At 46.6% G+C, this 26,126-nt stretch carries 28 protein-coding genes, 1 other RNA gene and 1 pseudogene; 21 read left to right on the forward strand and 9 right to left on the reverse strand.

Features of this window, described 5'->3' with window-relative positions:
* Positions 1–20: 20 nt before the first annotated feature.
* A complete protein-coding gene (locus LRP49_RS17325; RefSeq protein ID WP_274143569.1) occupies positions 21–593 on the reverse strand; it encodes a YecA/YgfB family protein in 573 nt (190 codons plus the stop codon).
* A gap of 281 nt (positions 594–874) precedes the next feature.
* On the opposite strand from LRP49_RS17325, the gene zapA reads away from it, so the two are divergent.
* From zapA to serA, 5 genes are all read left to right on the forward strand, one after another.
* Positions 875–1,186 carry a cell division protein ZapA gene (gene zapA / locus LRP49_RS17330; RefSeq protein ID WP_274143570.1) on the forward strand — a complete coding sequence of 104 codons (312 nt, stop codon included), beginning with the start codon at positions 875–877 and terminating at the stop codon, positions 1,184–1,186.
* Between the two features lie 14 nt (positions 1,187–1,200).
* A non-coding RNA gene (gene ssrS / locus LRP49_RS17335) (6S RNA) lies at positions 1,201–1,383 on the forward strand.
* A gap of 35 nt (positions 1,384–1,418) precedes the next feature.
* A complete protein-coding gene (locus tag LRP49_RS17340; RefSeq protein ID WP_274143571.1) occupies positions 1,419–2,036 on the forward strand; it encodes a 5-formyltetrahydrofolate cyclo-ligase in 618 nt (205 codons plus the stop codon).
* A 101-nt stretch (positions 2,037–2,137) separates the two neighbouring features.
* Positions 2,138–2,791 carry a ribose-5-phosphate isomerase RpiA gene (gene rpiA, locus LRP49_RS17345; RefSeq protein WP_274143572.1) on the forward strand — a complete coding sequence of 218 codons (654 nt, stop codon included), beginning with the start codon at positions 2,138–2,140 and terminating at the stop codon, positions 2,789–2,791.
* A 242-nt stretch (positions 2,792–3,033) separates the two neighbouring features.
* Positions 3,034–4,263, forward strand: a complete 1,230-nt coding sequence (serA, locus tag LRP49_RS17350) for a phosphoglycerate dehydrogenase (protein WP_274143573.1) — start codon at positions 3,034–3,036, stop codon at positions 4,261–4,263.
* Positions 4,264–4,365: 102 nt separating this feature from the next.
* Here the strand turns inward: serA and LRP49_RS17355 are convergent, their stop codons facing one another.
* Complete coding sequence (locus LRP49_RS17355) at positions 4,366–5,064, reverse strand: oxidative stress defense protein (RefSeq protein WP_274143574.1); 699 nt, start codon at positions 5,062–5,064, stop codon at positions 4,366–4,368.
* A gap of 76 nt (positions 5,065–5,140) precedes the next feature.
* Entirely contained in the window at positions 5,141–6,034 is an 894-nt protein-coding gene (locus LRP49_RS17360) for a LysR family transcriptional regulator ArgP (protein ID WP_274143575.1), read from the reverse strand.
* A gap of 108 nt (positions 6,035–6,142) precedes the next feature.
* Between LRP49_RS17360 and LRP49_RS17365 the strand changes: the two genes are divergently transcribed.
* The 10 genes from LRP49_RS17365 (at position 6,143) to rpoS (ending at position 13,441) form a co-directional block, all read left to right on the forward strand.
* Positions 6,143–6,772: a LysE/ArgO family amino acid transporter gene (locus tag LRP49_RS17365; RefSeq protein WP_274143576.1), complete on the forward strand. Its 630-nt coding sequence runs from the start codon at positions 6,143–6,145 to the stop codon at positions 6,770–6,772.
* A 37-nt stretch (positions 6,773–6,809) separates the two neighbouring features.
* Positions 6,810–7,304: a YbaK/EbsC family protein gene (locus LRP49_RS17370; RefSeq protein WP_274143577.1), complete on the forward strand. Its 495-nt coding sequence runs from the start codon at positions 6,810–6,812 to the stop codon at positions 7,302–7,304.
* Between the two features lie 180 nt (positions 7,305–7,484).
* Positions 7,485–7,757 carry a cell division protein FtsB gene (gene ftsB / locus LRP49_RS17375; protein WP_274143578.1) on the forward strand — a complete coding sequence of 91 codons (273 nt, stop codon included), beginning with the start codon at positions 7,485–7,487 and terminating at the stop codon, positions 7,755–7,757.
* Positions 7,758–7,790: 33 nt separating this feature from the next.
* Complete coding sequence (ispD, locus tag LRP49_RS17380; protein WP_274143579.1) at positions 7,791–8,525, forward strand: 2-C-methyl-D-erythritol 4-phosphate cytidylyltransferase; 735 nt, start codon at positions 7,791–7,793, stop codon at positions 8,523–8,525.
* Positions 8,526–8,545: 20 nt separating this feature from the next.
* The gene (gene ispF / locus LRP49_RS17385) at positions 8,546–9,028 is read left to right on the forward strand and encodes a 2-C-methyl-D-erythritol 2,4-cyclodiphosphate synthase (RefSeq protein ID WP_274143634.1); all 483 of its coding nucleotides are present in this window, start codon (positions 8,546–8,548) and stop codon (positions 9,026–9,028) included.
* Positions 9,021–10,079, forward strand: coding sequence for a tRNA pseudouridine(13) synthase TruD (gene truD / locus LRP49_RS17390; RefSeq protein WP_274143580.1), 1,059 nt, complete (start codon positions 9,021–9,023; stop codon positions 10,077–10,079). The genes ispF and truD overlap by 8 nt, the downstream gene beginning before the upstream one ends.
* Positions 10,060–10,809, forward strand: a complete 750-nt coding sequence (gene surE / locus LRP49_RS17395; RefSeq protein ID WP_274143581.1) for a 5'/3'-nucleotidase SurE — start codon at positions 10,060–10,062, stop codon at positions 10,807–10,809. The genes truD and surE overlap by 20 nt, the downstream gene beginning before the upstream one ends.
* A gap of 12 nt (positions 10,810–10,821) precedes the next feature.
* On the forward strand, positions 10,822–11,442 hold the full coding sequence (locus LRP49_RS17400) for a protein-L-isoaspartate(D-aspartate) O-methyltransferase (protein ID WP_274143582.1): 621 nt from the start codon (positions 10,822–10,824) through the stop codon (positions 11,440–11,442).
* A gap of 31 nt (positions 11,443–11,473) precedes the next feature.
* Positions 11,474–12,412, forward strand: coding sequence for a peptidoglycan DD-metalloendopeptidase family protein (locus LRP49_RS17405; RefSeq protein WP_274143583.1), 939 nt, complete (start codon positions 11,474–11,476; stop codon positions 12,410–12,412).
* Between the two features lie 54 nt (positions 12,413–12,466).
* The gene (gene rpoS, locus LRP49_RS17410; protein WP_274143584.1) at positions 12,467–13,441 is read left to right on the forward strand and encodes an RNA polymerase sigma factor RpoS; all 975 of its coding nucleotides are present in this window, start codon (positions 12,467–12,469) and stop codon (positions 13,439–13,441) included.
* A gap of 78 nt (positions 13,442–13,519) precedes the next feature.
* On the opposite strand, the gene mutS is transcribed toward rpoS, so the two are convergent.
* On the reverse strand, positions 13,520–16,054 hold the full coding sequence (gene mutS / locus LRP49_RS17415; protein ID WP_420791613.1) for a DNA mismatch repair protein MutS: 2,535 nt from the start codon (positions 16,052–16,054) through the stop codon (positions 13,520–13,522).
* Between the two features lie 150 nt (positions 16,055–16,204).
* Between mutS and LRP49_RS17420 the strand changes: the two genes are divergently transcribed.
* From LRP49_RS17420 to LRP49_RS17445, 6 genes and pseudogenes are all read left to right on the forward strand, one after another.
* Positions 16,205–16,693, forward strand: coding sequence for a CinA family protein (locus tag LRP49_RS17420; protein WP_274143586.1), 489 nt, complete (start codon positions 16,205–16,207; stop codon positions 16,691–16,693).
* Between the two features lie 125 nt (positions 16,694–16,818).
* A pseudogene (locus LRP49_RS17425) lies at positions 16,819–17,313 on the forward strand (ATPase domain-containing protein); the annotation flags it as partial.
* 198 nt (positions 17,314–17,511) lie between these two features.
* The gene (gene recA, locus LRP49_RS17430) at positions 17,512–18,561 is read left to right on the forward strand and encodes a recombinase RecA (protein WP_274143587.1); all 1,050 of its coding nucleotides are present in this window, start codon (positions 17,512–17,514) and stop codon (positions 18,559–18,561) included.
* A 398-nt stretch (positions 18,562–18,959) separates the two neighbouring features.
* Positions 18,960–19,148, forward strand: a complete 189-nt coding sequence (locus tag LRP49_RS17435; protein WP_274143588.1) for a hypothetical protein — start codon at positions 18,960–18,962, stop codon at positions 19,146–19,148.
* 116 nt (positions 19,149–19,264) lie between these two features.
* Positions 19,265–19,549 (forward strand): hypothetical protein, encoded by a 285-nt coding sequence (locus LRP49_RS17440; RefSeq protein ID WP_274143589.1) that lies wholly within the window; start codon positions 19,265–19,267, stop codon positions 19,547–19,549.
* A 400-nt stretch (positions 19,550–19,949) separates the two neighbouring features.
* Positions 19,950–20,279: a hypothetical protein gene (locus LRP49_RS17445; RefSeq protein ID WP_274143590.1), complete on the forward strand. Its 330-nt coding sequence runs from the start codon at positions 19,950–19,952 to the stop codon at positions 20,277–20,279.
* Between the two features lie 161 nt (positions 20,280–20,440).
* On the opposite strand, the gene LRP49_RS17450 is transcribed toward LRP49_RS17445, so the two are convergent.
* From LRP49_RS17450 to LRP49_RS17470, 5 genes are all read right to left on the reverse strand, one after another.
* On the reverse strand, positions 20,441–20,983 hold the full coding sequence (locus LRP49_RS17450) for a hypothetical protein (RefSeq protein WP_274143591.1): 543 nt from the start codon (positions 20,981–20,983) through the stop codon (positions 20,441–20,443).
* A 776-nt stretch (positions 20,984–21,759) separates the two neighbouring features.
* Positions 21,760–21,927 carry a hypothetical protein gene (locus LRP49_RS17455; RefSeq protein WP_274143592.1) on the reverse strand — a complete coding sequence of 56 codons (168 nt, stop codon included), beginning with the start codon at positions 21,925–21,927 and terminating at the stop codon, positions 21,760–21,762.
* A gap of 17 nt (positions 21,928–21,944) precedes the next feature.
* A complete protein-coding gene (locus tag LRP49_RS17460; RefSeq protein WP_274143593.1) occupies positions 21,945–23,423 on the reverse strand; it encodes a site-specific integrase in 1,479 nt (492 codons plus the stop codon).
* Positions 23,424–24,140, reverse strand: a complete 717-nt coding sequence (locus tag LRP49_RS17465; protein WP_274143594.1) for a hypothetical protein — start codon at positions 24,138–24,140, stop codon at positions 23,424–23,426. It lies immediately after the preceding gene.
* Entirely contained in the window at positions 24,121–26,031 is a 1,911-nt protein-coding gene (locus LRP49_RS17470) for a hypothetical protein (RefSeq protein ID WP_274143595.1), read from the reverse strand. Before LRP49_RS17470 ends, LRP49_RS17465 begins: the two co-directional genes overlap by 20 nt.
* Between the last annotated feature and the right edge of the window lie 95 nt (positions 26,032–26,126).

Below are 26,126 nucleotides of genomic sequence, written 5' to 3' on the forward strand. Positions count from 1 at the left end.
TCCGGCAGTAAATTCTACGATCAGTGAAGTGTTGGCTTCGCGTCTTCTTTCGCTGGTTTGATGCCGAGTTCGGCATGCAACGTCATCGCGCATACTCGGACGTGCTCGATAACTTGCTCAAGTAACAGTGCTTGCTCTTCTTGATCGTCATCTTCATCAATACCGAGCTGTGCAATCTCCGCTAAATCAGCGAGGACTTCTTTTGTATCATCAGACAGCTTGCCTGCGGTTACACCCACCAGGCCGATACCGGCGATAAAAGCACTAACCCAATCAGACACGGCATCGCCACGGTCGAGTAATGATTCATTTTCATCAGGGAGAAGAAGCTCGAAGTCCATTTGCCCATCAATCAACTCACTGCTTGATTGTGCAAGTGCACTGGCGGCAAGTCCGAGTGATTGGTGAGGCCAACCCTGTCCATCATTGGTATAGTCGTAGAGCATTGGCATCCAGTTGCTTGAATCAGGGTCCAAACCACCACATAACATGCCCGCCAGTAGGCCGTGCATTTCTGCAGGGGTAACAGCAAGGCTGTCTGATTTAAGCGTGGTAGCGATATTGCTGTATTCAGGTAAAGTTACTTGGGTCACTGGGGCCACCTTGAGTACCAATTGATTCAACGGCTATGCTATCACTTAGCAGCAACCCACTGAACAGCTCTTGAGAAAAAGTCACCGTTGTTGAATTGAAAGTACTGGTGAACCCAAAAAATCGCTCTGATTTTCATCACATTGACGACTTTTCGTCTAGTTAGTTCGTCGAGAGCAAATCCTCTTTAGGATAGACTTGCAGTTTGACCTGCCATTTTTTATATTTGCGCCCGTTACGTCAGGGTGCGACAGTGCGCTTTGAAGGGAGCTCTGAAACAATTATGACCACGCAAGCTGTTGAAATTCGAATCCTTGGAAAGATCATGCGCGTTAACTGTCCTGCTGGGCAGGAGCAGTCTTTGCAAGAAGCTGCGGACGACTTCGATAAGCGGTTGCATGAATTGTCTGCTCGCACTAAAGTAACGAATACAGAGCAGTTGCTCACCATCGCGGCACTGAATGTCTGTTACGAACTGCAGACCGAAAAACAAAATATTGCCGCCGATAGAAATGAAATGGCGCAGCGTATGTCGCTGCTGCAACAAACGATTGAAGAGGCGTTGTTAAAACACAGCGTGTCGAAGGAAGCGTAAGTTTCCAAACCAGTTTGACCCTGGAGTGTGCGTCAGCGGATCCGCGTCCCTGAGCCGATAAGCACATCTAAGGGTGAGTTGTTATAGGCTATTGAGCAAGCTCGGCTCGTACCGAGAAGCCTACGGTCTATTCTGCCCATCCGCCTTGAACCGCAGGGTTCAAGGGCAAAAGATCCCAACGGCACTCCGGGGCCTTCCCCACATTCTCAATGCGACACGGCAAGGATAGCCGATGCAAGCGAATACCTCCGAGCAGCGTACCTTGCTGCGACAACAGATTCGACAACGTCGTCGAGCCCTGACTGAAGAAAGCCAACACCTAGCTGCACATCAATTGCTCACGTGCGTTGAAGCGTCAGATGCTATGTCCAATGCAGCGCACATTGCACTCTATTTGTCCGTCGATGGCGAACTCGATACGACGCCACTGATTGAGCGTTGCTGGCGAAAGGGTCAGTCTGTTTACCTACCGGTAATTCATCCGTTCAGTAAAGGTCATTTGCTGTTCCTCCACTATCACCCTAATAGTCACTTGATCCCTAATCGATATGGCATTTTGGAGCCGAAACTTGATGTCAGAGATGTCCTGCCTGCGCGAAAACTAGATGTGATTTGTACTCCCTTGGTTGCATTTGATGCCCAAGGCCAACGCTTAGGTATGGGGGGAGGCTACTACGACAGAACGCTGGCACAGTGGTATGAAACCGGAGAAGGGGCAAGGCCAATAGGCTTAGCGCATGATTGCCAGCAAGTTGACCGCCTGCCTGTCGAAGCATGGGACATCCCTTTGCCAGAGATATTAACGCCGAATCGACACTGGTCATGGGACGTCACAACAACACATTGTTGATCGACAAGAACGGGATCTGCGTTGTCAAAAATCTGCGCGCGTCTAATTCAGATCTGTATAATCGGCCTCGCGAATTACCCCCTAAATTGCAGGAGATCATCATGACTCAGGATGAAATGAAAAAAGCGGCTGGCTGGGCTGCGTTGGAATACGTCACCAAGGGTGCCATTGTTGGTGTTGGTACTGGCTCGACCGTTAATCACTTCATCGATGCGCTTGAAACCATGAAAGAGCAAATCAAAGGTGCCGTGTCGAGCTCTGTCGCGTCAACTGAGCGCCTTGAAAAGATCGGTATTCCGGTTTTTGATGCTAACGAAGTGGCAAGCTTGGATATCTATGTTGATGGTGCTGACGAAATCAACCCAAGCAATGACATGATCAAAGGTGGTGGTGCTGCACTAACACGTGAGAAGATCGTGGCAGCGATTGCAAAGCAATTTATTTGTATCATTGATGACAGTAAAAAAGTCGACGTGTTGGGCCAATTCCCTTTACCTGTAGAAGTGATCCCGATGGCGCGTTCTTATGTTGCGCGTGAACTGGTTAAACTGGGTGGAGACCCTTGCTACCGTGAAGGTTGCATTACCGATAACGGCAACGTGATTTTGGATGTCCATAATCTGCAAATCACCAATGCGAAAGAACTTGAAGACACGATCAATGGTATCGCGGGTGTGGTGACAGTAGGCCTGTTTGCAAATCGTGGTGCGGACGTAGTGCTTGAAGGTACACCAAATGGTGTGGTGAAAAGCTAATTCCCCCTTCGCAGACAAACCTTTAGCTTTTTCACTTTTTTTGAAACGAAAGCCAAACGTTTGCGTCGAATTAACTCAATAAGTTAGCGGTGTCCTTGCGACACCGTTTTTTTTCGCGTTATTCGCGTAATACTGCTCCCTTTTCATACAACTTTTTGTTACCTTAATCACTAATTGTTGCCATTTGGATGGCTAAAACCGGATTTTTGATTTTTAGGTTTGTTTTTAAGGATGAGAAGCGCATGGCTAAAGTGTCTCTAGAAAAAGACAAGATCAAGATTCTTCTGTTGGAAGGTCTTCACCCTACCGCGTTGGAAGTACTTCAAAGCGCAGGTTACAGCAACATCGAATATCACAAAGGCTCTCTTGCAGGCGAAGAGCTTGAAAAAGCCATTTCTGATGCGCATTTCGTCGGTATCCGCTCCCGCACTCAATTAACTGAAGAGGTTTTTGCAAAAGCGCAAAAACTGGTCGCGGTAGGCTGTTTCTGTATCGGTACTAACCAAGTCGATCTCACGGCAGCTGCAACACGCGGTATCCCTGTTTTCAACGCGCCTTTCTCTAACACACGCAGTGTGGCAGAACTCGTTTTGGGTGAAATTCTGCTATTGCTTCGTGGCATCCCTGCGAAAAATGCCATGGCGCACCGTGGTGAGTGGATGAAGTCTGCGGATCAATCGTTCGAAGCGCGCGGCAAGAACCTTGGCATTATCGGTTATGGTCACATCGGGACTCAGCTCGGGATCTTGGCAGAAAACTTAGGTATGCGTGTTTTCTACTACGACATCGAAAACAAGCTGTCTTTGGGAAATGCTACACAAGTGGCGTCCATGTCTGAGTTGCTGAATAAAAGCGATGTGATCTCTCTGCACGTACCAGAAACGGATTCCACCCAAAATATGATGGGCAGTGAAGAGTTTGCGCGAATGAAGCCGGGTGCGGTCTTTATCAATGCTGCGCGCGGTACAGTGGTTGACATTGATGCCCTGTGTGGCGCACTGGAAAGTGGTCACATCGGTGGCGCGGCAGTGGACGTATTTCCAACCGAGCCTTCGACTAATAGCGACCCATTTAGCTCGCCACTTCAAGCGTTTGATAATGTGATTTTGACACCACACATTGGTGGCTCCACACAAGAAGCACAAGAAAACATTGGTATTGAAGTCGCTGGTAAAATGGTGAAGTACTCAGACAATGGTTCAACACTGTCTTCTGTCAACTTCCCAGAAGTGTCACTGCCAGAGCACGTGGGTACATCTCGTCTGCTGCACATTCACCAAAACAAGCCGGGTATTCTGACAAAGATCAACACCATCTTCGCAGAAGAAGGCATCAACATTGCTGGTCAATATCTGCAAACTAACGCTGAGTATGGTTACGTGGTTATCGATGTTGAAACAGAGCATTCAGAAAAAGCACTGGTAAAATTGAAAGCGATCGATGGCACCTTGCGTGCGCGCATCCTTCACTAATTAAACAAGACCAGATAGATAGTTTGTTCCCCCGCAAATGTCTGTCGACATAACGCAAAGAGGCTACCAATAGGTAGCCTCTTTTTTTTACTCTTATGGGCACTACTCGCTCAGTTCAAATACCACTTCGACGCGGTCGCGAATGGTGATTTCTGTGTCCATATAGCTGGCATCCACGTTTCGCGCTTCTGCTGCCATGCGCAGCATCACAGGGCGGGCAGGAGATTCATCCATATAACGGATTTCCCAGACGCCAGCTAACTCCTCACCAAACCCGTTTGCTAGAGAGCTCGCTTTTTCTTTTGCATCAGCAATCGCTGCCATGCGCGCTTGCTCTTTCAACGCTTTCTCTTTGCTCGATGAAAAGCTGATGTTATTCACGCGATTAATACCGTCTGACAGGGCACCATCCAAAATTGTGTTCAGTTGGGCAAGGTCACGCACAGTAACGGTAACGTTGCGGTTAGCTTGGTAACCCGTTAGCTTCGGTTCACCACTTTTCGGGTAGCTGTATTGAGGCTGCAAAGACAGGTTGGCACTGTCAACATCGGCCTTTTTCAACCCCATCTCTTCAAGGCGGGAAAGCAACGCAGCAACGGCATCGTCTGACGCCTGTTTGGCCGCTTTGGCTGAGGTGCGTTTCAAGCTCACTGCAATGTTAACGGTGGCAGTATCCGGCGTAGCAACCACTTCACCCACACCGACAGTTTCCAAATGTGGAAATTCAGGTGTCGCTGCGGACGCGAGCGGAGACAAAGCCAATGTTGCAGTGAATAGCGAAGCGATTAGGTGTTTTTTCATGGATTTTCTTCCCATGTTGTTTGTATCTGGCCTGTTTGACCACAAACTGCAGAAGTTTATCCCTGGAATCAGAAAATTATCCAAGAACCTTGTTGGCATAGCGTAAACAGGCGTCTGTCATATCGGCCAACACGCCACTTTGGTTAGCAAAATGGTGCCAATACAAGTGACGCTCTATTCCGTCGTCGGGACACAAATCAATCAAAGAACCTTCGGCCAGCTCTTGCTCAATTTGAAGCTCTTGGATAAGGCAATAGGCCACACCCAGTTTAGCCATTTTCACAAATGCTTCTGACGATCTCACCATATGGCTTCGCCAACCCGCCGCGGGGAGACTAAAACGTTCAGAAACAAACACGGTGTGCATGTCATCAAAGCGGTCAAACACCACAGCCGGTGCGCGACTGACGGAATCTCTGTTTAATCCGTCGGGAAAGTAGCGCGTCCTAAATTCAGGTGTCGACACACAGCGATAGCGCATGGTGCCAAGGGGAGCCGCAATACAGCCGTGAAGGGGTGTGGCCTCACTGCTGATCGCGACTACCGCTTCACCTGAGCGCAGTCGGTTGAGGCTTCGGCTTTCATCATCAACGATTAGATTGATTTCCAGCGTTTGCGCTTTCATCAAAGGTGATAAAGCAGGCAGTAACCACGTCGCAAGGCTGTCGGCATTGGTAGCAATGGGGACGGTGACAATGGGTGAGCCTCCCTCGGGAGCAAGCTCAGGGACGAGCTCTTGTTCTAGCAGTTGGACGCGCCGATATAGCCCCAATAGCTTTTTGCCAATGGCGGTTGGTTGCGGTGGCACTTCGCGAACCAGTACGGGTTGAGCAACCAGCTTCTCCAGTTGTTTAACACGTTGAGAAACTGCGGATTGTGTAATAAACAATGCGTCGGCAGCACGGTCAAACCCGCCATTTGCAATGACAGCGTCTAAGGCTTCTAGCCACCTGTAGTCCAATCCCTTCATGATTACCCTAGATAAGTTAAACTGATACAAGATTAAAATTATTAGTTTTACTTGTTTCTGTCACCTTATTACCTTGAAACCGTGATTTCAAAAGGTGGGGGAGAGGCCGTGAGCACGACAATCATTTTGCAAGGGTTCGGGTTGGGACTGAGTATGATCATTCCAATTGGCGCGCAAAACGCCTTTGTCCTTAACCAAGGCATTCGCAGGCAGCATCATGTTGCGACGGCCACCATTTGCTTTCTCTGTGACATGGCGTTAATTCTGCTGGGGATCTTTGGTGGTGGTGCTATGTTAGCGAGCAACGAGACTCTCCTTAGCGTGGTGACACTCGGTGGCGTTGCTTTCTTGCTGACGTATGCGTTTCAGTCGCTGCGACGCGTATTTAAAGAAGAAAGCGAAGACATTGATGTTGGGGAAGCTAATGCACAAAAAGGCTTGTTGGCCGTGGTGCTTGGCGCGCTTGCGGTGACCGTACTCAACCCGCATGTTTATCTTGATACCGTGGTGGTATTAGGCTCGATTGGCGGACAGTTTCAGTCCGTAGAACGCACAGCGTTCGCGATTGGTACCGTGCTGGCTTCTTTTGTTTGGTTTTATGGGGTTGCGCTGGGGGCAGCAAAGATGTCACCTGTTTTGTCTCGACCTCGAGTTCGACAGGTCATTGATGTTCTGGTAGCAGGCATGATGATTTACGTGGCATTCTTGTTGATGCAGAAATGGATTACGACTTTTTAAGCGTGGGCTTGAATAAAGGATAAAGGAAAGGAACGGTATGACGCAGTCTTTGGAAAGGATTCTGGAGCGTAATGTTGCATTGATGGCGCAGTGCAGTGTGGCCTACCAATCTTGGCAGCACGAACCGATATTGGATTTCGCGACAGATGAACGCATAGGCATTGAACTCGGCTGGCAGGCTACGCCAACGAAGAGCTTGTTTCTTTCATTTAAAAATGGCGAATATGCACTGCTTCTCACACACAGAGACGCGCGATTGGACAGCAAGAAAACTAAAGCCCTGATGGGCAAACGTCCCTCGATAGCCACCGATGAAGAAATGATCGCGCAACTCGGCTGTGTTCCGGGGGCTGTATGTCCCTTTGGCATGCCCTCATCAATTCCGTTGATAGTCGACGAGGTGCTGTTTTCTTTTGAAGAGCTGATGTATACCCCAGGCCCGCCGGAATATACCTTTGCTTTTGAGGCCAATTGCCTGTCACGTTTGTTATCTGCTCTGCCAAACCCTGTTTTAATACTGAGCACGTCTTAAAGGAACGATTGCACTCGTATTCCGCCTTTCGTCGCCAATTTGTTGATATTCGCGCGTTTGCTATTGTCACACACTGGTGCGACAAGGACGAATGTGGGAATATTACTATCCTTAGAGAAATGACAGTGTTCGGTACTATCGCCGAGAAAATTCAGAATTAAAGCGTGGAGGCGTATAACGATGCGAATGTTGACAGTGTTACTGTTCGTGTTGTTCGGCTGGCTCCAATACCACCTTTGGTGGGGGAAAAATGGGGTATCAGATTACCTCGAAGTAAAAGCCGTAGCTGAAACTGCCGCACTGGCAAACGATAAGCTCCATCATCGTAATCAGCAGATGTTTGCCGAAATTGCAGATCTAAAACGCGGGCAAGAGTCCATTGAAGAACGCGCCCGCAACGAATTGGGCATGATTAAGCCGGGAGAGACCTTCTTCCGCATTGTCAGTGAATAAGCCCGCTCGCCATATACTTAAGCGAAGAGAATCATGAATACCCCGGCAAGTGAAGAAAAGGTTGGCTCGCCTCGTACCCCTGTGTCCGACGTTGTCGCTATTGTTCCTGCGGCAGGTGTTGGCAAGCGAATGCAGGCCGAATGCCCGAAACAGTACCTTACCATTGGCACCAAAACCATTTTGGAGCACACGGTTCACTACCTCTTAGCGCACAGCCGAATTAGCAAAGTCGTCATTGCAATTGGGGCTGAAGACGCCTATTTCCAAACAACGTCCTTAGCCTGTGATAACCGAGTGATTGTTACAACGGGGGGAGCCGAGCGGGCTGATTCTGTCTTAGCTGGGCTTCATGCAACCAATGCCGAGTGGGTCATGGTTCATGATGCAGCAAGGCCGTGTGTGCGCCATGGTGATATTGACTTGTTGATTGAAGCAGCAACAACTCATTCGCATGGTGCCATTTTGGCATCGCCCGTTCGCGATACCATGAAGCGCGCATCGGTTGATGGCAGTATTGACCACACTGTGTGCCGCGAAGAACTGTGGCATGCGCTGACACCACAAATGTTTAAGCGCGAACAACTGCTGTCTTCGCTGACTACAGCACTCGAAAAATCATGGCCAGTAACCGATGAAGCCTCCGCCATTGAACTTGGCGGCGGTTCGCCAGTATTGGTTGCTGGCTATGCAGACAATATTAAAGTAACGCAGCCAGAAGATTTGGCACTTGCTGCGTTTTTTCTGTCGCAACGCGCAGAAAACATGTGACAGAAAGAGGACAGACTATGATTCGTATTGGACACGGTTTTGATGTGCACAAATTTGGTGGCGAAGGCCCTGTCATTATCGGTGGCGTCAGAGTGCCTTACGAGCAAGGCTTGATTGCGCATTCAGATGGTGATGTAGCATTGCATGCTGTTTGTGATGCGTTACTCGGGGCCATTGCTGCCGGTGATATCGGCCGACACTTCCCTGATACCGATGCAGAGTGGGAAGGGGCAGATAGCCGTTTCCTGCTGCGCGATGTCTATGCAAAAGTAAAAACGAAAGGCTATGTGATTGGTAACTTGGATGTCACCATCATGGCTCAGGCACCTAAAATGGCCCCACATATTGACGCAATGTGTGCGGCGATTGCCGAGGATCTTGAAACGGATATCAGCAACATTAACGTTAAAGCCACCACCACAGAGCGACTCGGTTTTACTGGCCGAAAAGAAGGTATCGCCTGTGAAGCTGTGGTGATAATCCGTAAGGACTCCCATGACTGATGTAATGAATTCTTTGGCTTACCTGCATGGTAAGCCTACTGCGACTGGTAAGCTTAAAGTTAAGCCAGAACATTTCTTTGTAAGTGAGACGTTGGACTTCACGCCTGCTGGGCACGGTGAGCACTTTCTTGTGCGCATTCGTAAAATCGGTGAAAACACCAAGTATGTTGCCAATGAGCTAGCAAAAGCCTGTGGCGTTAAGTCTCGTGACGTCAGCTGGGCAGGTCTGAAAGATCGCCATGCTGTCACTGAACAATGGTTTAGCGTACATCTGCCTGGGCAGCCTGATCCTGACTTATCAGAGTTTGTCGCTGAGCACGAAGGGGTGGATGCCATTTTAGAAACTGCCCGTCACGACAAAAAAATGCGTCCGGGTGACTTGATTGGTAATCACTTCAAACTTGTTATCACAGATTTTGATGGTGATGACGCCATTGAAGCACGTCTGGCTGACATTCGTGAAAAAGGTGTACCAAACTATTTCGGAAGTCAGCGTTTTGGTCGTAATGGTAACAACGTGACCTCGGCACGTGATTGGGGGCAAGACAAATTCCGTGTTCGCGATAAGAGTAAGCGCAGCTTCTATCTATCAGCGGCACGTTCGTTCTTGTTCAATCAGGTTCTGTCTGAACGTATTGGGAAAGACTTATGCCATTCCGTCATGCTGGGTGATTTGCTGATCAATGCGAATGAAGAAACCATATTGGTTGAAGACATTGATTCAGCAATTGAAAAACTGATTGCGGGTGATTGGCAGATCTCTGGCCCGATGACGGGAGATAACGCATTACCAACACAGCAAGATGCGCAAGCGTTTGAGCAGGCTATCGTAGATACTGAACCTCACTTGTTGGCGGTGATTCGCAGTAACCGCATGCGTCATGAGCGTCGTCCACTTCTTTTGTCACCAGAAAACATGGTCTGGGTGCGTGAAGGCGATATGCTGACGATTGAGTTCTCTTTACCCGCTGGATGTTTTGCCACCGCGGTAATGCGAGAGATCATTGAAGAAAGTAATGACGGAGAATTTGATGCACATTCTGATCAGTAATGATGACGGCGTATTCGCGGAAGGCATCAATGTACTGGCAGATGTGCTGTCGGAAATCGCAACCGTAACGGTTGTGGCACCAGATCGAAACCGATCTGGTGCCTCCAACTCGCTAACGCTTGAGAACCCACTAAGGGTGCGTGAGGTAAGCGAGCGAAGATTTGCTGTGCAAGGTACGCCGACAGATAGCGTACATATGGCACTCAATGCGCTGGTGAAAGAGCCTGTCGATTATGTGATTACGGGAATTAATCATGGGGCAAATTTGGGCGACGATGTACTTTATTCAGGTACTGTCGCGGCGGCAACGGAAGGCTTCTTTATGGGCGTCCCTGCGATAGCCGTCTCCCTTTGTGGTTCCTCGCATTTTCATACTGCGGCACAAGTGGTAAAAAAAGTGGTGCTTGGTGCTAAGACTCGCCCTTTACCTGTTGATCGCATTCTGAATATCAATGTGCCGGATTGCGCCTATGATGACTTGAATGGGTGGGAAGTTACCCGTTTGGGTGCAAGGCACCGTGCTGAAGATATGATTCACGATGTTGACCCGAGAGGTCAAAATATCTATTGGATTGGCCCCCCAGGTGCGAAACAGGATGCCGGTCCCGGAACGGATTTTTATGCCATTGAAACACAATGTGTCTCATTGACGCCATTGCAGGTCGATCTAACGGCGCACGATACTCTAGCTGCATTAACGCAATGGGTTACAACTGAAACGGACAAATAAAAGGTGACATTGGTGAATTACTCGCATTCACTTCTTCAACAACTTACATTGCAAGGGATTTCGAATCAGCTTGTGCTCGATGCTATCGGGCGGCTTCCTCGTCATCTGTTTGTTTCAGAAGCAATGTCGCATCAAGCCTACGATAACAACGCGTTACCTATTGGCTTTGGACAGACCATCTCACAGCCTTATATCGTTGCTAAAATGACAGAGCTTTTGAATCTTAAACATGACAGTAAAGTGTTAGAGATTGGAACGGGGTCTGGTTTTCAGACATGTGTCTTAGCACAGCTTGTCGAGCATGTTTATTCCGTGGAGCGAATTAAGCAACTGCAAATGACGGCAAAGCGCCGTTTTAAGCAGCTTGAGCTCTATAATATTTCGACAAAACATGGTGATGGCTGGAAAGGTTGGGCCAGCAAAGGGCCATTTGACGCTATCATAGTAACCGCAGCTGCGGCGACAATGCCTCACGTGCTTTGTGAGCAGTTGTCGGAAGGCGGAAGCCTTATTATTCCTGTTGGTGAGACAGATCAGGTATTGTATAAAGTGACCCGTAACGGTGAGCATTTTGAGACAACAGCAATCGAGGCGGTAAGGTTTGTCCCGTTGGTTGCTGGTGATTTGGCATAGGTAACGTCTAGTGGTAAGGGTTTCAATTCAGTTGAAAATTTTGTTTTTTCTCCCTGTGTTGGTTCTTCTTGCTGCCTGTTCGGTGTCAAGCCCAGCACCTGTGTCGAGTGTCAGCCCAGACTATAGTCAAGTAGAGCGTGGTAGCTACAGAGGGAGCTATTATGAAGTCCAGAAGGGCGACACGCTCTACTATATTGCCTACATTACTGACCGTGATGTAAAAGAAATTATCGCGGCCAATAAACTGACAAAACCTTACACTATTTTTCCTGGCCAAAAGCTCAACCTTTGGAAAGAAAAGTATATTCCACCATCCTATGGGAAAAAGGGAAGCACGCCAGCAGTGGTTGTCGCAACAGCACCAGTGGCTGTGGCGGCTGTCCCAGTAGTCATTGCTAAACCACCTGTCGCCTCTACAGGATCTTCTGCTAAAACAAGCAAAGATAATCAAAAATACGCTTCGCAAAAAAAGCCTGGTTCATCTACTCAAGCCGAGAAAAAAGTTGAACCGAAGAAACCGAAAGAGTACAGTCAGGCTGTAACAAAAAGTAAACCATCTACTGACAAACCTGTAAATAAACCTACCACGTCAAATAAAGCAATAGTTTGGCAATGGCCTTCGGGCGGTAGAGTGGTCTCTGGTTTTTCTAGCTCAGAGATGGGAAATAAAGGCATTGATATCGCGGGTAAGCGAGGTCAATCGATTACAGCTTCTGCAGATGGAAAAGTGGTCTACGCGGGTAACGCACTGAGAGGTTACGGTAATTTAATCATTATTAAACACAATGATGATTACCTAAGTGCTTATGCTCACAACGACCGCATATTCGTCTCGGAAAAGCAGAGCGTCAAAAAGGGGCAAAAAATAGCCTCAATGGGCAACTCTGGAACAAACACAGTTCGATTACATTTTGAGATTCGCTACAAAGGAAAATCGGTGAATCCGCTTAGGTATTTGCCTAAACGGTAGACCGGGACAGAGGTTGCTGTACTGTCTAGCTGCTACGCCAAATTGGGAGGCGCTATGAGTCAGAATAATACTGCAAAGAAAGAAGACCTAACTGTTGAAGACGTTGACATGGAGCAAATGGAGCTCGATGAGGAAACGGAATCAGTAGAAGAAGTCGAAGAGTCAGTGTCATTTGCTGCTTCATCGAAAGCATTGGATGCGACACAACTTTACCTCAGCGAAATTGGTTATTCGCCATTGCTGACGGCTGAAGAAGAAGTTCTTTATGCACGTCGCGCACTACGTGGTGATGAAGCCGCTCGCAAGAGAATGATCGAAAGTAACCTTCGTTTGGTTGTTAAGATCTCTCGCCGTTATTCGAACCGAGGTTTGGCGTTGCTAGATCTCGTAGAAGAAGGCAACCTTGGGCTTATTCGAGCAGTTGAGAAGTTTGACCCTGAGAGAGGCTTCCGTTTCTCTACCTATGCGACGTGGTGGATTCGCCAAACGATCGAACGTGCGATCATGAATCAGACGCGTACTATCCGTTTGCCGATTCATGTCGTGAAAGAACTCAATGTGTATCTTCGTACAGCCCGTGAACTGGCGCAAAAGCTGGACCATGAGCCGACCGCTGAGGATATTGCGCTGCAGTTGGACAAACCTGTCGAAGACGTCAATCGTATGCTTCGTTTGAACGAGCGTATTAGCTCAGTTGATAATCCGATAGGCGGTGATTCCGAAAAAGCCCTTCTAGATATCATCCCTGATGAAAAAGAAGGTGGCCCGGAAAGTACCACCCAAGACGATGACATGAAAAAGTCTATCGTACACTGGCTGCAAGAGCTGAACCCGAAACAACGCGAAGTACTAGCACGTCGTTTTGGCTTGTTGGGTCATGAAGCGTCAACGTTAGAAGATGTTGGTCGAGAAATCGGCTTAACACGTGAACGTGTTCGTCAAATTCAAGTAGAAGGGCTGCGTCGTCTTCGTGACATGTTGACTCATCAAGGCTTGAGTATCGAGTCGCTGTTCAATACTGAGCACTAATTACTGTTTTTTTCACCGTTTCGTGTGCTCAAGTAAAAAGCCCCAATAGGGGCTTTTTTAGTTTTGGTCGCTTAGAACTTAGAGTAATGTTTTTAAGCGATACAAAGCGTCCAATGCCTGACGAGGAGTGAGGTTGTCGGGTTCTATGTCTGCGAGGACTTTTTCCACTTCACTCAACTCTGGTAACAGTGACAATTGCGCAGCAGGTGTCTGTGGTGCATGCTCCCCTGTAACCACCTCATGACCACTGGCTTCCAACTGGCGAAGTTTGGTTTTCGCGCGTTGAATAACGGTTTTCGGCACACCAGCAAGCCCTGCTACAGCAAGACCGTAAGACTTGCTCGCCGCGCCTTCTTGAACGGCGTGCATAAAGGCAATTTCATCGCCATGCTCAACCGCGTCGAGGTGCACGTTAACGAGCCCGCTTACCTGTCCCGAAAGCTCGGTTAGCTCGAAATAGTGTGTTGCAAACAGTGTCATCGATTTAAGCTTCTCAGCCAGCCATTCCGCACTGGCCCACGCCAGTGATAGGCCGTCATAGGTACTGGTGCCACGGCCAATTTCATCCATCAGTACCAAGCTATTTTCGGTGGCATTGTGAAGAATATTTGCGGTTTCTGTCATCTCAACCATAAAGGTTGAGCGGCCAGATGCTAAATCATCTGACGCACCGATACGGGTAAAGATACGGTCAACAGGGCCCAAAGTGACAGATTCAGCCGGTACATAGGAACCAATATGAGCCAGTAGGGTGATCAATGCCGTCTGGCGCATGTAGGTCGATTTACCGCCCATGTTCGGACCAGTAATGATTTGCATGCGACGCTCTGCATTCAGCAGCGTAGGGTTGGCGATAAACGGAGCATCAAGCACTTGCTCGACCACGGGATGGCGACCGCCGGCGATATCAATACCGCGGGAGTCCGATAGTGTTGGTCGGCAGTAGTTCAGTGTTTCTGCGCGCTCAGCAAGGTTTGCGAGTACATCCAGCGTCGACAGTGAATCGGCAGCACGTTGCAGTTGCTCAAGGTGTGGCAGTAGTTTGTCGAACAGCTCTTCCCATAGTTTTTTCTCCAATGCCAACGCTTTGGATTTTGAATTCAGCACTTTGTCTTCGTGCTCTTTCAGTTCAGGGATGATATAGCGCTCAGCGTTTTTCAGCGTTTGACGGCGGACATAATAAGGCGGTACCAGATGGCTTTGACCACGGCTGACCTGAATGAAGAATCCGTGCACCTGATTGTAACCCACTTTTAGGGTGTCGATGTCATGGCGGTCACGCTCGCGCGCTTCCAGTTCTTCAAGGTATTTCGTGGCACCGTCTGCTAGATCGCGCCATTCATCGAGCTCGGCATTGTAGCCAGGTGCGATGACGCCGCCATCACGAATCACCACTGGCGGGGCTTCCACCACCGCTTCTTCCAGCAGCTTCGTCAATTCTGGCATTGGCGAACACGCTTGCTTGAGCGGTGCAATGGCGTCGTCTTGCACTTCCTCCAGCAAGCCTTCTATTTCTGGGAGCTGTTGCAGCGCGCCACGTAATCTTGCCATGTCGCGCGGGCGGGCAGAACGAAGTGCCAAACGTGCGAGGATACGTTCCATGTCGCCAACCGGACGCAGAGACGAAGACAGGTCTACGTAAAGGCCCGTGTCTTTTAGGGCGGTAATGGCATCAAGGCGGCGACTAACGATGACAAAATCGCGCATTGGTTGGTGTAACCAGCGTTTTAGCAAACGGCTGCCCATGGGGGTTGTGGTGCAATCAAGCACTGACGAAACGGTGTTCTCAAAACCGCCAGCCAAGTTTTGTGTCAGCTCTAGGTTTCGACGCGTCGCTGCATCCAAAATGACAGACTGATCTTTGTTCTCTTTAACCAGCGCACGAATATGTGGGAGGGCAGTGCGTTGCGTGTCTTTCACGTATTGCATCAAACAGCCTGCCGCTGCCAATCCTAGCATGCAGTTTTCAACGCCAAAGCCGACTAAGTCACGGGTGCCAAACTGCTGATTGAGCTGCTGTTTGGCGGTCTCCAAATCAAATTCCCAGATAGGGCGACGACGGCTGCCTTTGCACATGTCTGTCAGTGCCGCGTAGCCAAAATCTTCCGGATAAAGCAATTCCGCAGGGCGCGTACGCTGTAGCTCTGCCTGCATTTCTTCTTCAGTTGCGGGCTCGCTTAGCAGGAATCGACCGGAGGTAATATCCAGCGTTGCGTAACCGAATTGGTCTTTGTGTGCGTAGATAGCAGCAATCAGGTTGTCTTGACGTTCATTGAGCAAAGCTTCATCTGACACTGTGCCCGGCGTGACTATGCGCACAACCTGACGTTCAACAGGGCCTTTGCTGGTGGCAGGATCGCCGATTTGTTCACAAATCGCGACGGATTCTCCGAGTTGAACCAGACGCGCCAAGTATCCTTCTACAGAATGGTAAGGCACGCCCGCCATCGGAATAGGTTCGCCGTTAGATGAGCCGCGTTTTGTCAACGAGATATCGAGAAGCTGTGACGCGCGTTTTGCGTCATCATAGAAAAGCTCATAGAAATCACCCATTCGATAGAAAAGGAGTTGTTCTGGATGCTGCGACTTTATTCTTAGGAATTGCTGCATCATCGGGGTGTGATTTGCTATTGCTTGTGCTGTCACGATCTGGCCTGCAAAATTACAATGAGAAATAGAGGCAACAAGGATACGTGAATCGCGGTAAATGGGTAAAGTGTCGATATCGCGATGACGGAAAAATGAAGTCGAAAGAGGACGAAGATGGAACAACTCGTAAAAACCGCGACGCGGATTGGTGAGCATCTGGTGGCTAACGGGCAGTCGGTGACAACGGCCGAATCATGCACCGGCGGCGGAATTTCTTATGTACTGACCGAGGTTGCAGGCAGTTCTGCATGGTTTGAACGTGCCTTTGTTACCTACAGCAATGACGCTAAACAAGAGCTGGTTGGGGTTAAAAGCCAGACATTAATTTCACATGGCGCAGTAAGCGAAGATGTCGTAGCTGAAATGGCCATTGGCGCTCGTGATGCTGCTAACGCCGATTTTGGCTTAGCGGTGAGCGGCATTGCAGGCCCGACAGGTGGTTCTGATGATAAACCTGTTGGTATGGTGTGCTTTGGCTGGGCGACCAAAGCGGGCGTGGTAACAGAGACGTGTTTGTTTGATGGTGACCGCCATACTATTCGTCGCAATACCATTGCTCATAGCCTTTGTCGTCTGTTGTCCTATCTGGAAGGCGAAAAATAAGAGCCGTGGCACGATTGGAAATAAAATTGTTGCACAGGGCTAGACACTGTATAAATGGACAGTATACTTAGCAGCAATTAACGATTAGTTATCTGAACGATTTATTGCATCCTTTGGAGATTCAAATGGACGACAACAAACAGAAGGCGTTAGCCGCAGCCCTTGGTCAAATCGAGAAACAATTTGGTAAAGGCTCCATCATGCGCCTGGGTGATGACCGCACTATGGATATCGAAACTGTCTCTACAGGTTCGCTATCACTGGATATCGCACTGGGTGCCGGTGGTCTACCATTCGGTCGTATTGTTGAAATCTATGGCCCTGAATCTTCAGGTAAAACAACGCTAACACTGCAAGTAGTAGCGGAAGCTCAAAAAGCTGGTAAAACCTGTGCGTTTATCGATGCTGAGCACGCACTGGATCCTGTTTACGCTCGTAAACTTGGCGTGGATATCGACAATCTGTTGGTGTCACAACCGGATACGGGTGAGCAAGCACTTGAGATTGCTGATGCACTGACGCGCTCTGGCGCGGTTGACGTTATCATCATTGACTCCGTTGCGGCACTGACGCCGAAAGCGGAAATCGAAGGTGAAATGGGTGATTCGCACATGGGTCTGCATTTTATCGGAATGAAATTAGCAGCGTAAGTGTAAGGCAGTATTTAGTAATTCATAGCTCCCCCTTGAATGCAAAGATTGAAAGATCTAACTTTAATCGGCAGCTAGCTAATCGAATGTGTATTCACTTTAGATTCAATAGCGAAGACTAAATTGAATATGCATTAAGCACTCTAAAAAGAATTCAGAAGGTAAAAGATGGACGAGAACAAACAAAAGGCACTTGCTGCCGCCCTAGGTCAGATCGAAAAGCAGTTTGGTAAAGGCTCAATCATGAAATTGGGTGATAACCGAGCGATGGATGTGGAGACTATCTCTACTGGTTCCCTTGCTCTGGATATCGCACTAGGTGCTGGTGGTTTGCCGACAGGTCGTATCATCGAGATCTACGGTCCAGAGTCTTCAGGTAAAACAACTCTGACGCTTGAGTGTATTGCTTCAGCGCAAAAAAATGGTAAAACCTGTGCATTTATTGATGCTGAGCATGCACTTGATCCTATCTATGCTCAGAAGCTAGGCGTAAATATCAATGAGCTTCTAGTGTCACAACCTGACACTGGTGAGCAGGCACTCGAAATTTGTGATGCACTAGCACGATCTGGTGCAGTTGACCTGATTGTGGTCGATTCTGTAGCAGCTTTGACTCCAAAAGCGGAGATTGAAGGTGAGATGGGCGACAGTCACATGGGACTTCAGGCCCGCCTTCTTAGTCAAAGCATGCGTAAAATGACGGGTAATTTGAAGGCCAGTAATTGTATGTGCATCTTCATTAACCAGATCAGGATGAAGATCGGTGTGATGTTTGGCAACCCAGAAACCACAACAGGTGGTAACGCACTGAAGTTTTACGCATCTGTTCGTTTGGATATTCGTCGTACTGGCTCCATCAAGGAAGGTGAAGAGGTTATTGGTAACGAAACCCGTATTAAAGTGGTTAAGAACAAGATCGCCGCGCCATTTAAGCAAGCTGAAACTCAAATTCTTTACGGCAAAGGCTTTAACCGTTACGGTGAGCTAATTGACCTAGGCGTGAAGAACAAGCTGGTTGAGAAAGCGGGTGCGTGGTACAGCTACAATGGTGACAAGATTGGTCAAGGTAAGAACAATGCTTGTAAGTTCATTGAAGAACACAGCCATATCGCTGCTGAGCTTGATGCTAAATTGCGAGAGCTACTGCTTCAGCCAGAGAAACTAGTAGAGGAATCCAAGGACGAATCCGATGCTATTACTGATGAAGAAGCGTTTTAAGTAAGCGTTTCACTAGCAGAAGAAAGGCAGCCATCTGGCTGCCTTTTTTATTATCCTTGATAAGTCAGTTGTAGGCGAAAAGCTCAGCGTTTTGAGTTTATTGAACACAAGCGGAAATCACAAAAATCAGCTTTGAAAAAGTAACTGTATATGCATACAGTCTTCTTGGCGTGTGCGTCCACTCGATTCCAAGATTGAGCGTGTTTTTTCTTAATCTTGGAACTGACTTCGGCTCTCACTCAGTAGGTGGCACTGATTATGGCATCCCTAAAGTACTGATTGTTATGCGAGATAAGGCGCTTAGCAAAGCGGTAGGTATGATTGCCAGCTTCAAGAAAACAAATAGTCGATGCTACGAGAACCTGAACAAGTTGAGCTATCTAAGATAGGAGGTTGTAATGATTGATGCTGAAATGAAAATAATATTGACTGCTAAGGCACGTAGCATGGGAGTGTCGGTTGAAACTATAAAGCAAGTTATTGCCGCAAGGATTGTCAATGGTGAAACCGAAGAAGATCCAGTTTCAATGGTTCTATCTATTGATGATAGGGATTTAAAGTGCCTCCAAAGAGAGATGAAGGATTAGCTCAATTCATTTTATTCTTTTGATACGTCATATTTAACTTTTGATGATATAATCATATTCTAGATTTGATGCATCATATTTCGTTTTTGATTATCGAATCGTATCGGGAATTTGATGTGTCATTTTTCGATTTTGAATTCAAGAAAGGATTTGTTATGGAGTTGCAAGAGCTAAAGACTCTTTTTGAAAACGGCGTGCTGAAAGAAGCATTGGTCTGCCCTGCTGCCTTCAATGATGGTTACAATCTCATGCTTTCTAGCAGTAAATCAAAGATGCATATTTTAACAGCTCAACGCAGCAATGGTGAACCAAGACACTTCAAGACAATTGATTCAGCAGTAGCGAACGCTGAGAAAATAGGCTTCAAGAAAATCTCCATTCATCTCAGCGAGACTAATTAGAAATGCTTGGCCTCATACGCTATAGCGTATGAAGCGCTATATTTACGCTATAGCGTATGAATCAATAGAAAGGTTAGTGGCACCTCGCCTCTGCCCATTTTCTATTTTCGGGTGTTCCCTTAATTCGCTGAAATGCGAATCCTCTCCTTATAAGAGCTAAATATTTCTGTCAGTATTATTCGATAAATGAATGTCTTTTATTGCTGGTCTACTAAACAGTTACCCACCAGTTCTTTATGCGACTCGGGTCAAGTCACATATTTTTAACTTTATGGTAGATTAGGGCTGGCGAATTTAAACAGTGATAATGTATTGCGTGACGTGAACTAAAGTGCAACAGCGTTTTACTGAACGTGAAAGTCGCATCATACGTGGACTTAATTAAGGATGAGGAAGAATAATGAAAGATAGATTTGTAGACCACCATTTCACTAAGATTATCGAAGGCAGGCATGAACCATCAGTTTCGACCTTGGCTATAACATCCACTTTAAAGAAAATTGAAATTGCCAGAGAAGCCATACTTAAATCTAGGGATGAGGATGTTGTGCAGAATGTACTTTGCTACAGCGAGGTTAAGCGAGCACTTGAGCAGTGTTTAGAATATATTAACAATCTTGACTCATGGCTCACTTATGATGACTTTGCTATTTATCAAAATTTTGCTGAAGACAGGTTGCTGGAAGCTGAAAAAATCATAGATCAAGAATTACCAGAATTAGGTCTGTGAATAACCACCGACTAGGCAGGCCATAACTGGCTAGATTCTACCTAAATACTGCTTGCCTGAACCTATAGGCTTAGTTCATCAACTCTAAGCCGTTTCTGTCCCTGAATGTGTCATTTTCCTTTTTTCTAATGCATGTAATATGTGTACAGGAACGGGGAGTATCAATCTTTAGAAGCTTTGTAGTCTTCTAAGCTATCGTAAACCAAGCATTCTCCGTTACTGGTTACTTTTACCTTCATGTAAGGCCATCTAACCTCGTCTATGCTCGATTTTTGAATTGTGAGTGCTTCTTTTAAAGTTGAGTCATAAAGAACAAGGTGAGTTGAGGTGGCAGTTATTAATCCATAGCATTTGCTTTTTCCTGACTCAGGGTTGTTAATCAAAACTGAATTTGGGAAAGATTTATTGCTTATCCATTCTGAACGCTTAACTGGTGTAGATGTATTCCAAAAGAGGAGCATAACTATCGCTCCACATAGAATTAACATTAGAGAGCTAAAGAGTCTCGGTGAAACAAGGTTTGCCCTAGATAAGTTCTTAGAAAGATATGCTTCGTACAGGTCAATAAATGCATAAAGCGTTACACCTCCGTAGACAACAAACAATATCATTTCAGGGTATCTAAACAATATCATCGGGAGATCGGATGGTTGAGCTATGGTGAGATACTCAACGCCAAAATATTGTAGCGTTCTCACTTCCATATACACTGCTAGTAGCTGGGATGCTACTAGCCCAATAGCGGTTAGCATCCCCCAGTTAGTTTTAATTAAATTTAGTATAGGGTTCTTGCGCAAATCCATTGTCTATAGCCCACTTGTTGAAAGTGCATTTTGCCTGCCCAGTTATTTCTGATGTGGATAAAAAATAACCCCCGCTCCTTTTTCAAGGAGTGGGGGTATTTCCGTCTTTAACTACACTAGCGGTTTAGCAGTTGGTTGATGATGACCTTTAGCAAGGCGGAACATACCAGTTTTGCTAATTCCTCTTTCCATTTTGGATAAATGGACAATGCAGTATCCTCTGGTCAGAGGAAGACTAAGCTAACCGACCTTATCCCTTATATTCGCCTAAGGTTGGTTATCCGCTTTGTTTGGAAGGGCGCGCTTAGGCTTCCGGTTAGGGATGCCTGACGACACCACTCGCTACAGACTGACTCGGCCAAAAATATGGCCTATGGCTTTAGGTGCGTTTTGAGGGCTTACGGAGGGATAAGAATCACAGCCAGCCTGTACAAATTGCAACACTAAATTTGGGTACAATCATCCTGATTATGATCCCGCGTCCTTGGCGGTGTACACCGAGCCTACTTTTGCACATCCTTTCAAACTACCGTGTATTATATTTGAACATAAGCAGCTTGTAAAACAACGACATACACTCTACCATTAAAACTGTTTGGAAGGGCGCGTAAGTGTCTTAGAATAGCCTCCGAGCACCAGTCGGGGGCTTTTCATTCACCCAGCTATAGTCTTTCACGTTATTGGGTAGGTGGCTTATTCGAAGAGTTACTATCCAACTGCTGCTCTAAAATACTCTTTATTTTTGAAAGCTCTAAATACCCTAGATCACCACAAATGCCGCTCATCTCTCTATTTACGAGATTCAGTAAGGTTTGCACCTGATCCTTAGTTAGATTTAATTCCATTTTGACTCCTTTCAGGGTTAACACTGTGCAGCTAATGCACTCTTTGCTTGTTTTAGCTTCAGCCCTTCTTCTAGCTCCGCAACATAGTCCTCCCCTAGTTGTGAAACCAAGTGTTCTCTAGCTACGCTATCAAAACCTCCTTCCGTAGCTGGTTTGTCTGCTTCATATAGCTCAGCCTCGGCAAGTTCCACATAGTGGAGCATTGTATTGATAGTGGCATGTCCAGTTAATCCTTGAATTCGCTTGAGGATTAGGCAGGCAAGTTGCGTTCCACCCATGTTGCTTTTGAGGGCTTTAAGCTGCTGAAGAGTTAAAAGCGTAATAAAGCGATGTCGGAAAAGGTGAGGGTTTCGTTTGTGCTTACTTTTATATTTCCTGTTGAAAATTTCATAAAACAGGCTGGAAATCATTGCTCCTGTCATCGGCAAATGAGAACGGTGATGGACAAACAATTTTCCAAATTTTGCACGATTCACCTTGGCAAGACCTTCGTTAGCCCGGTCTAACTCATTGAGAATATAGTCGTCATAGAATCGGACTAGGTATTGTGCTGCGGTAAATGAAATAGGAACAATCCGAAACGTGTCTTTGTTCTTGCCTTTGGTTGTTTTAATTTTAATCCAAACAAATTGGGCGTTGCCGCCGCCAAGAGCCGACTTTCGATAAATAGCTTCAGCGGCCTTCAAGCTCTTCGTATCAACAGTGAGTTTGTTTAGTCTCACAATATCATCGAGATCTACCGCTTTACTGGCTAATGATGCATTCAACTGAGCGCGTAAGACCTCAACTGTATGAGCGTCTATATTGGCGGCTTCGCTTACACGAATGCCTGTCGCTTCAAGTAAACCAATAAGTGTCGAAAAAAATTCAAACAGAAATTCTTCACCTTCATCTTCCAATGCGTCCAAATCATCGTAAAGACTTTCAATTGCAGCTTCGGTTATTGGGAATCTGCTGCCGTAGTCTTCACCATGAGGTATGCAGTCATGATGTAAGAAGCTCTTCTTACTATAAGAGGTGGTTTTACGTTGAGCGTTGACTAGCCCTTTTGAGGAGAAGTGACCATCAAGGTTGGCGATAGCAATCAAGGTATAACCCAAATGGTAGTCATTTTGGATGAATTCCAAAAAACGCAAAGCCATCCTGACCCTCTTACCAATAGCGTTTCGGTTAAGGCCAATATCGTCTTCTATGTATCGGACGAAATCATAAAAGTGTGCATCAGTTACAGTCCCAACAGATACAGGCTTTCCTTGCATGTCGCCATGCTTCCAATTCTCATAACACTCCAAGTATTCAAGAAAGTAGCGAATAAAACCTTTGGCACCCTTTTTAGAGGCTTTTGGTATTTTGTTGGACATTAAGAAGTCTGTAGCAAACCAATTGACGTCGCCATTCCCATACAAAAACAAACATGACTCTTCATCGTTATGGATGTCAGATTCACTTGCGGAAGGAAGGGGCTTAATGTCGATTTTTAAACTGACCATTGTCATCTACCGTTTCCCCAAAATCGGCACAACTTTGTCTTCACTGTCACCAAATACTTGATCAAACTCGCGAGACAACTCGTTTAGGTTTGATATCGTTTTCTCGATCGCAGGCTTAATGAACTCTCTAACTTTACAGAGTTCATTTTGGTGTTCATCAAAGTAAGCCTTTAACGTACGTGAGGCGTGACTATCTCTTTCCCTGATAAGGGAGATTAGGGTGTTGTTTGCGCGGCGTTGCTTTAACAGTTCCTTGGCTAAAGACTCAATTAGAACTGCCTGCTCCTTAATCGTATCCCTCAGTTCCCCTTTAGTTTTTGCTTTTGAGCTGTTAGGACAAGAATCAAAAGCCACATCATCACTCTGCTCTAACGGGACGCGTGGCATTTCGAGCTTACATTTCAACTCTTCTATTTTCAGCAGCAAGTAGTCCTTGCAGTCCATAACTGCCGATTCAGAACCTTCAAATGAAGGATCTATATCGACAATCGGAATATCTTTCTTAGAGAGGATGGATTGATAAGTGCGCTTCTCTATTTCGCCCCCATCAGAATACGCTAACAGTTTTAGCAGGCCAGTATGTGCGGTAAACCCATCAGGTACACCATTCTCAATGAAGTCATTTAGAAGGTTTACACGGAGCTTAACTTGCTCAAGAGTTGCTGCTCGTTTCTTTGTCGCGTTGTGGTTCGGGGATAATGCCTTACTCTGATGTTTCTTCATCACTAATGTCCATCCATAGAATTACTTTGCCCGAAGCATCGGTGTAGTTATAAATTTTTGCGCCAGAGAGAATCTGCTCTCTAATAAACTCTCTAGCCACGTCATCGGACTGATTGTTGAACATGATATTCAGATTAGATTTGATGGTGTCTTCAACCTGTGATGTGTCGACATTACTTTTGTAAATGGCATCCAATACACATTGGGCTTCTTCTTCTGACAAGTGTTCGTTGCCCACTTCTTCTAGCAAATAATGCCAAGTCTCCTCTGTACTCCGGTGTCCCATTAGCCAAGAAAGTGCAGGGAAGTCACTAATGTCGGAAAGTGCATAAAAGGCACGTGCGGCGAAACGCCTTAGAACGTGCGTTCGAGTTAGATAGAAGCGGGACTCAACGCCATTAACAATTTCTGTTGGAACTTGAATGAAGTCTGCGAACGCTTGCAGATAGCCAGTAATTTTAGCTCGATTCATTTTCTGGTTCTTAGGGAACCCCCCTTTACCAGTTGATGTGTGGTTTGAAGGGAAGAGAAATGGGTCTTCATGTTCAGCGTAGTAATGACTATTCGCTTCAGCTAAGCATGTAATGCCTTCAAATAACACATGAGGTATTGGTCGCCCAGTAACCAGAGTCGAGTTATCAGTTGGTGCGGATTTTCGGATTCCAAAGAACAGCTCATACCCCCCCCAAAGGCCATGCTCTAAGCTAGACTCTTTTAGCTCAAGTATTTCCGAAACACGCTTTATACAGAAGGTGTGAGCGAGAATATAGGTTGCCGCCAGTAGCATTTTGTACCCGAATAACACAGTAACATTTTCGCGAAGCTCCTTAGGTGAAGAGCCTGTGGGCAGATCGTTGTACCTAGTTACCTTAAAGTCTCTAGTGAACCCGTTGTCAGGAATGACAACCTTGTGAGGGCAACGGCCTTCGAAAATATAATCGCGGCGAAACTTGGGGTTTTCTTTGTGGATTCTATTGAGCTGAAATTCACAGTTTTTCTTTGTTTCTACAATGTCCTCCCCATAAACAGTAACTATCCGAATTGCTTCATCCAAATAATACAGGGCGGTCTGCGTCGGAATGTTTGGCGTGCGCTCTTTTGGCCTTATGTATGTGTTCGCAAAGGATTCAGTTACCGTAACAGTAGGATTGCAGTAATTGACCAGTTCAGGTAGGTAGTGTGAATACCTCTTCAATAGGTTTGGGGCTTTAATCAAGCAATCAAAAGTGTTATCGCCAACCGTTGCCTCCTTTCCGGTGAATGACATCGGGCATGAGTTCGGGAACTCAGTAACTTTACGGTTAGATCTGACTGTGATTGCTAAGGGTAGGTCAGGAAACAGCTCATTTAACTTTTCAGAAATTAAATGCCTTGTGAAGCTCGACACGCGAACTTTCGACACTCCGAGCTTTTCCAAAAAGCGTCCAATTGATAATTCAGCTTCGTCATCTGAGTTAACGCCAAAAAGATGCGTGATAGTTTCGCTATCCATCAGTGATATTTTATTAAGAATAAGCTCAGTGAAACCTGTTGCCTTATCCGCTCTCCCTGTCGCAATTTCCAAGTGGAATTTCTTTATGTCTGAGGTGGTCAAAAGACTGAATCCTTCTTTGCACACCGCATCCTCGCCGTATTCTTTGATTAGGAATATTGCTAATGTTTTGAGAGCAGTTGCGTTCTCAACCATGCTTGCAAAACGAGTCAGCAAGGTTTTTCCACCATCTTCTGTTGCTAAATGCCCCGTTCTGCTCAACGCGAGCACTTTCTTTATAGCGTTAGTTACGATCAGATACTTTTCGTCTCTCAGCGTACCGCCTGTAGCTGGGATATAGTCATCGAAAGAGATATACGGCAGGTTTTCAGCATCAGACCCATCGTTAATGAACCACACATGGTCATTGAAGTTACTAACGAGCCATGAAAAGCACCAATTTTGGGTGTCATCAGACTTATAAGACCAATCCGCGCCCTCACGCAGAGCGTCAT

The organism is Enterovibrio qingdaonensis (assembly GCF_028683135.1).
Classification (GTDB): domain Bacteria; phylum Pseudomonadota; class Gammaproteobacteria; order Enterobacterales; family Vibrionaceae; genus Enterovibrio; species Enterovibrio qingdaonensis.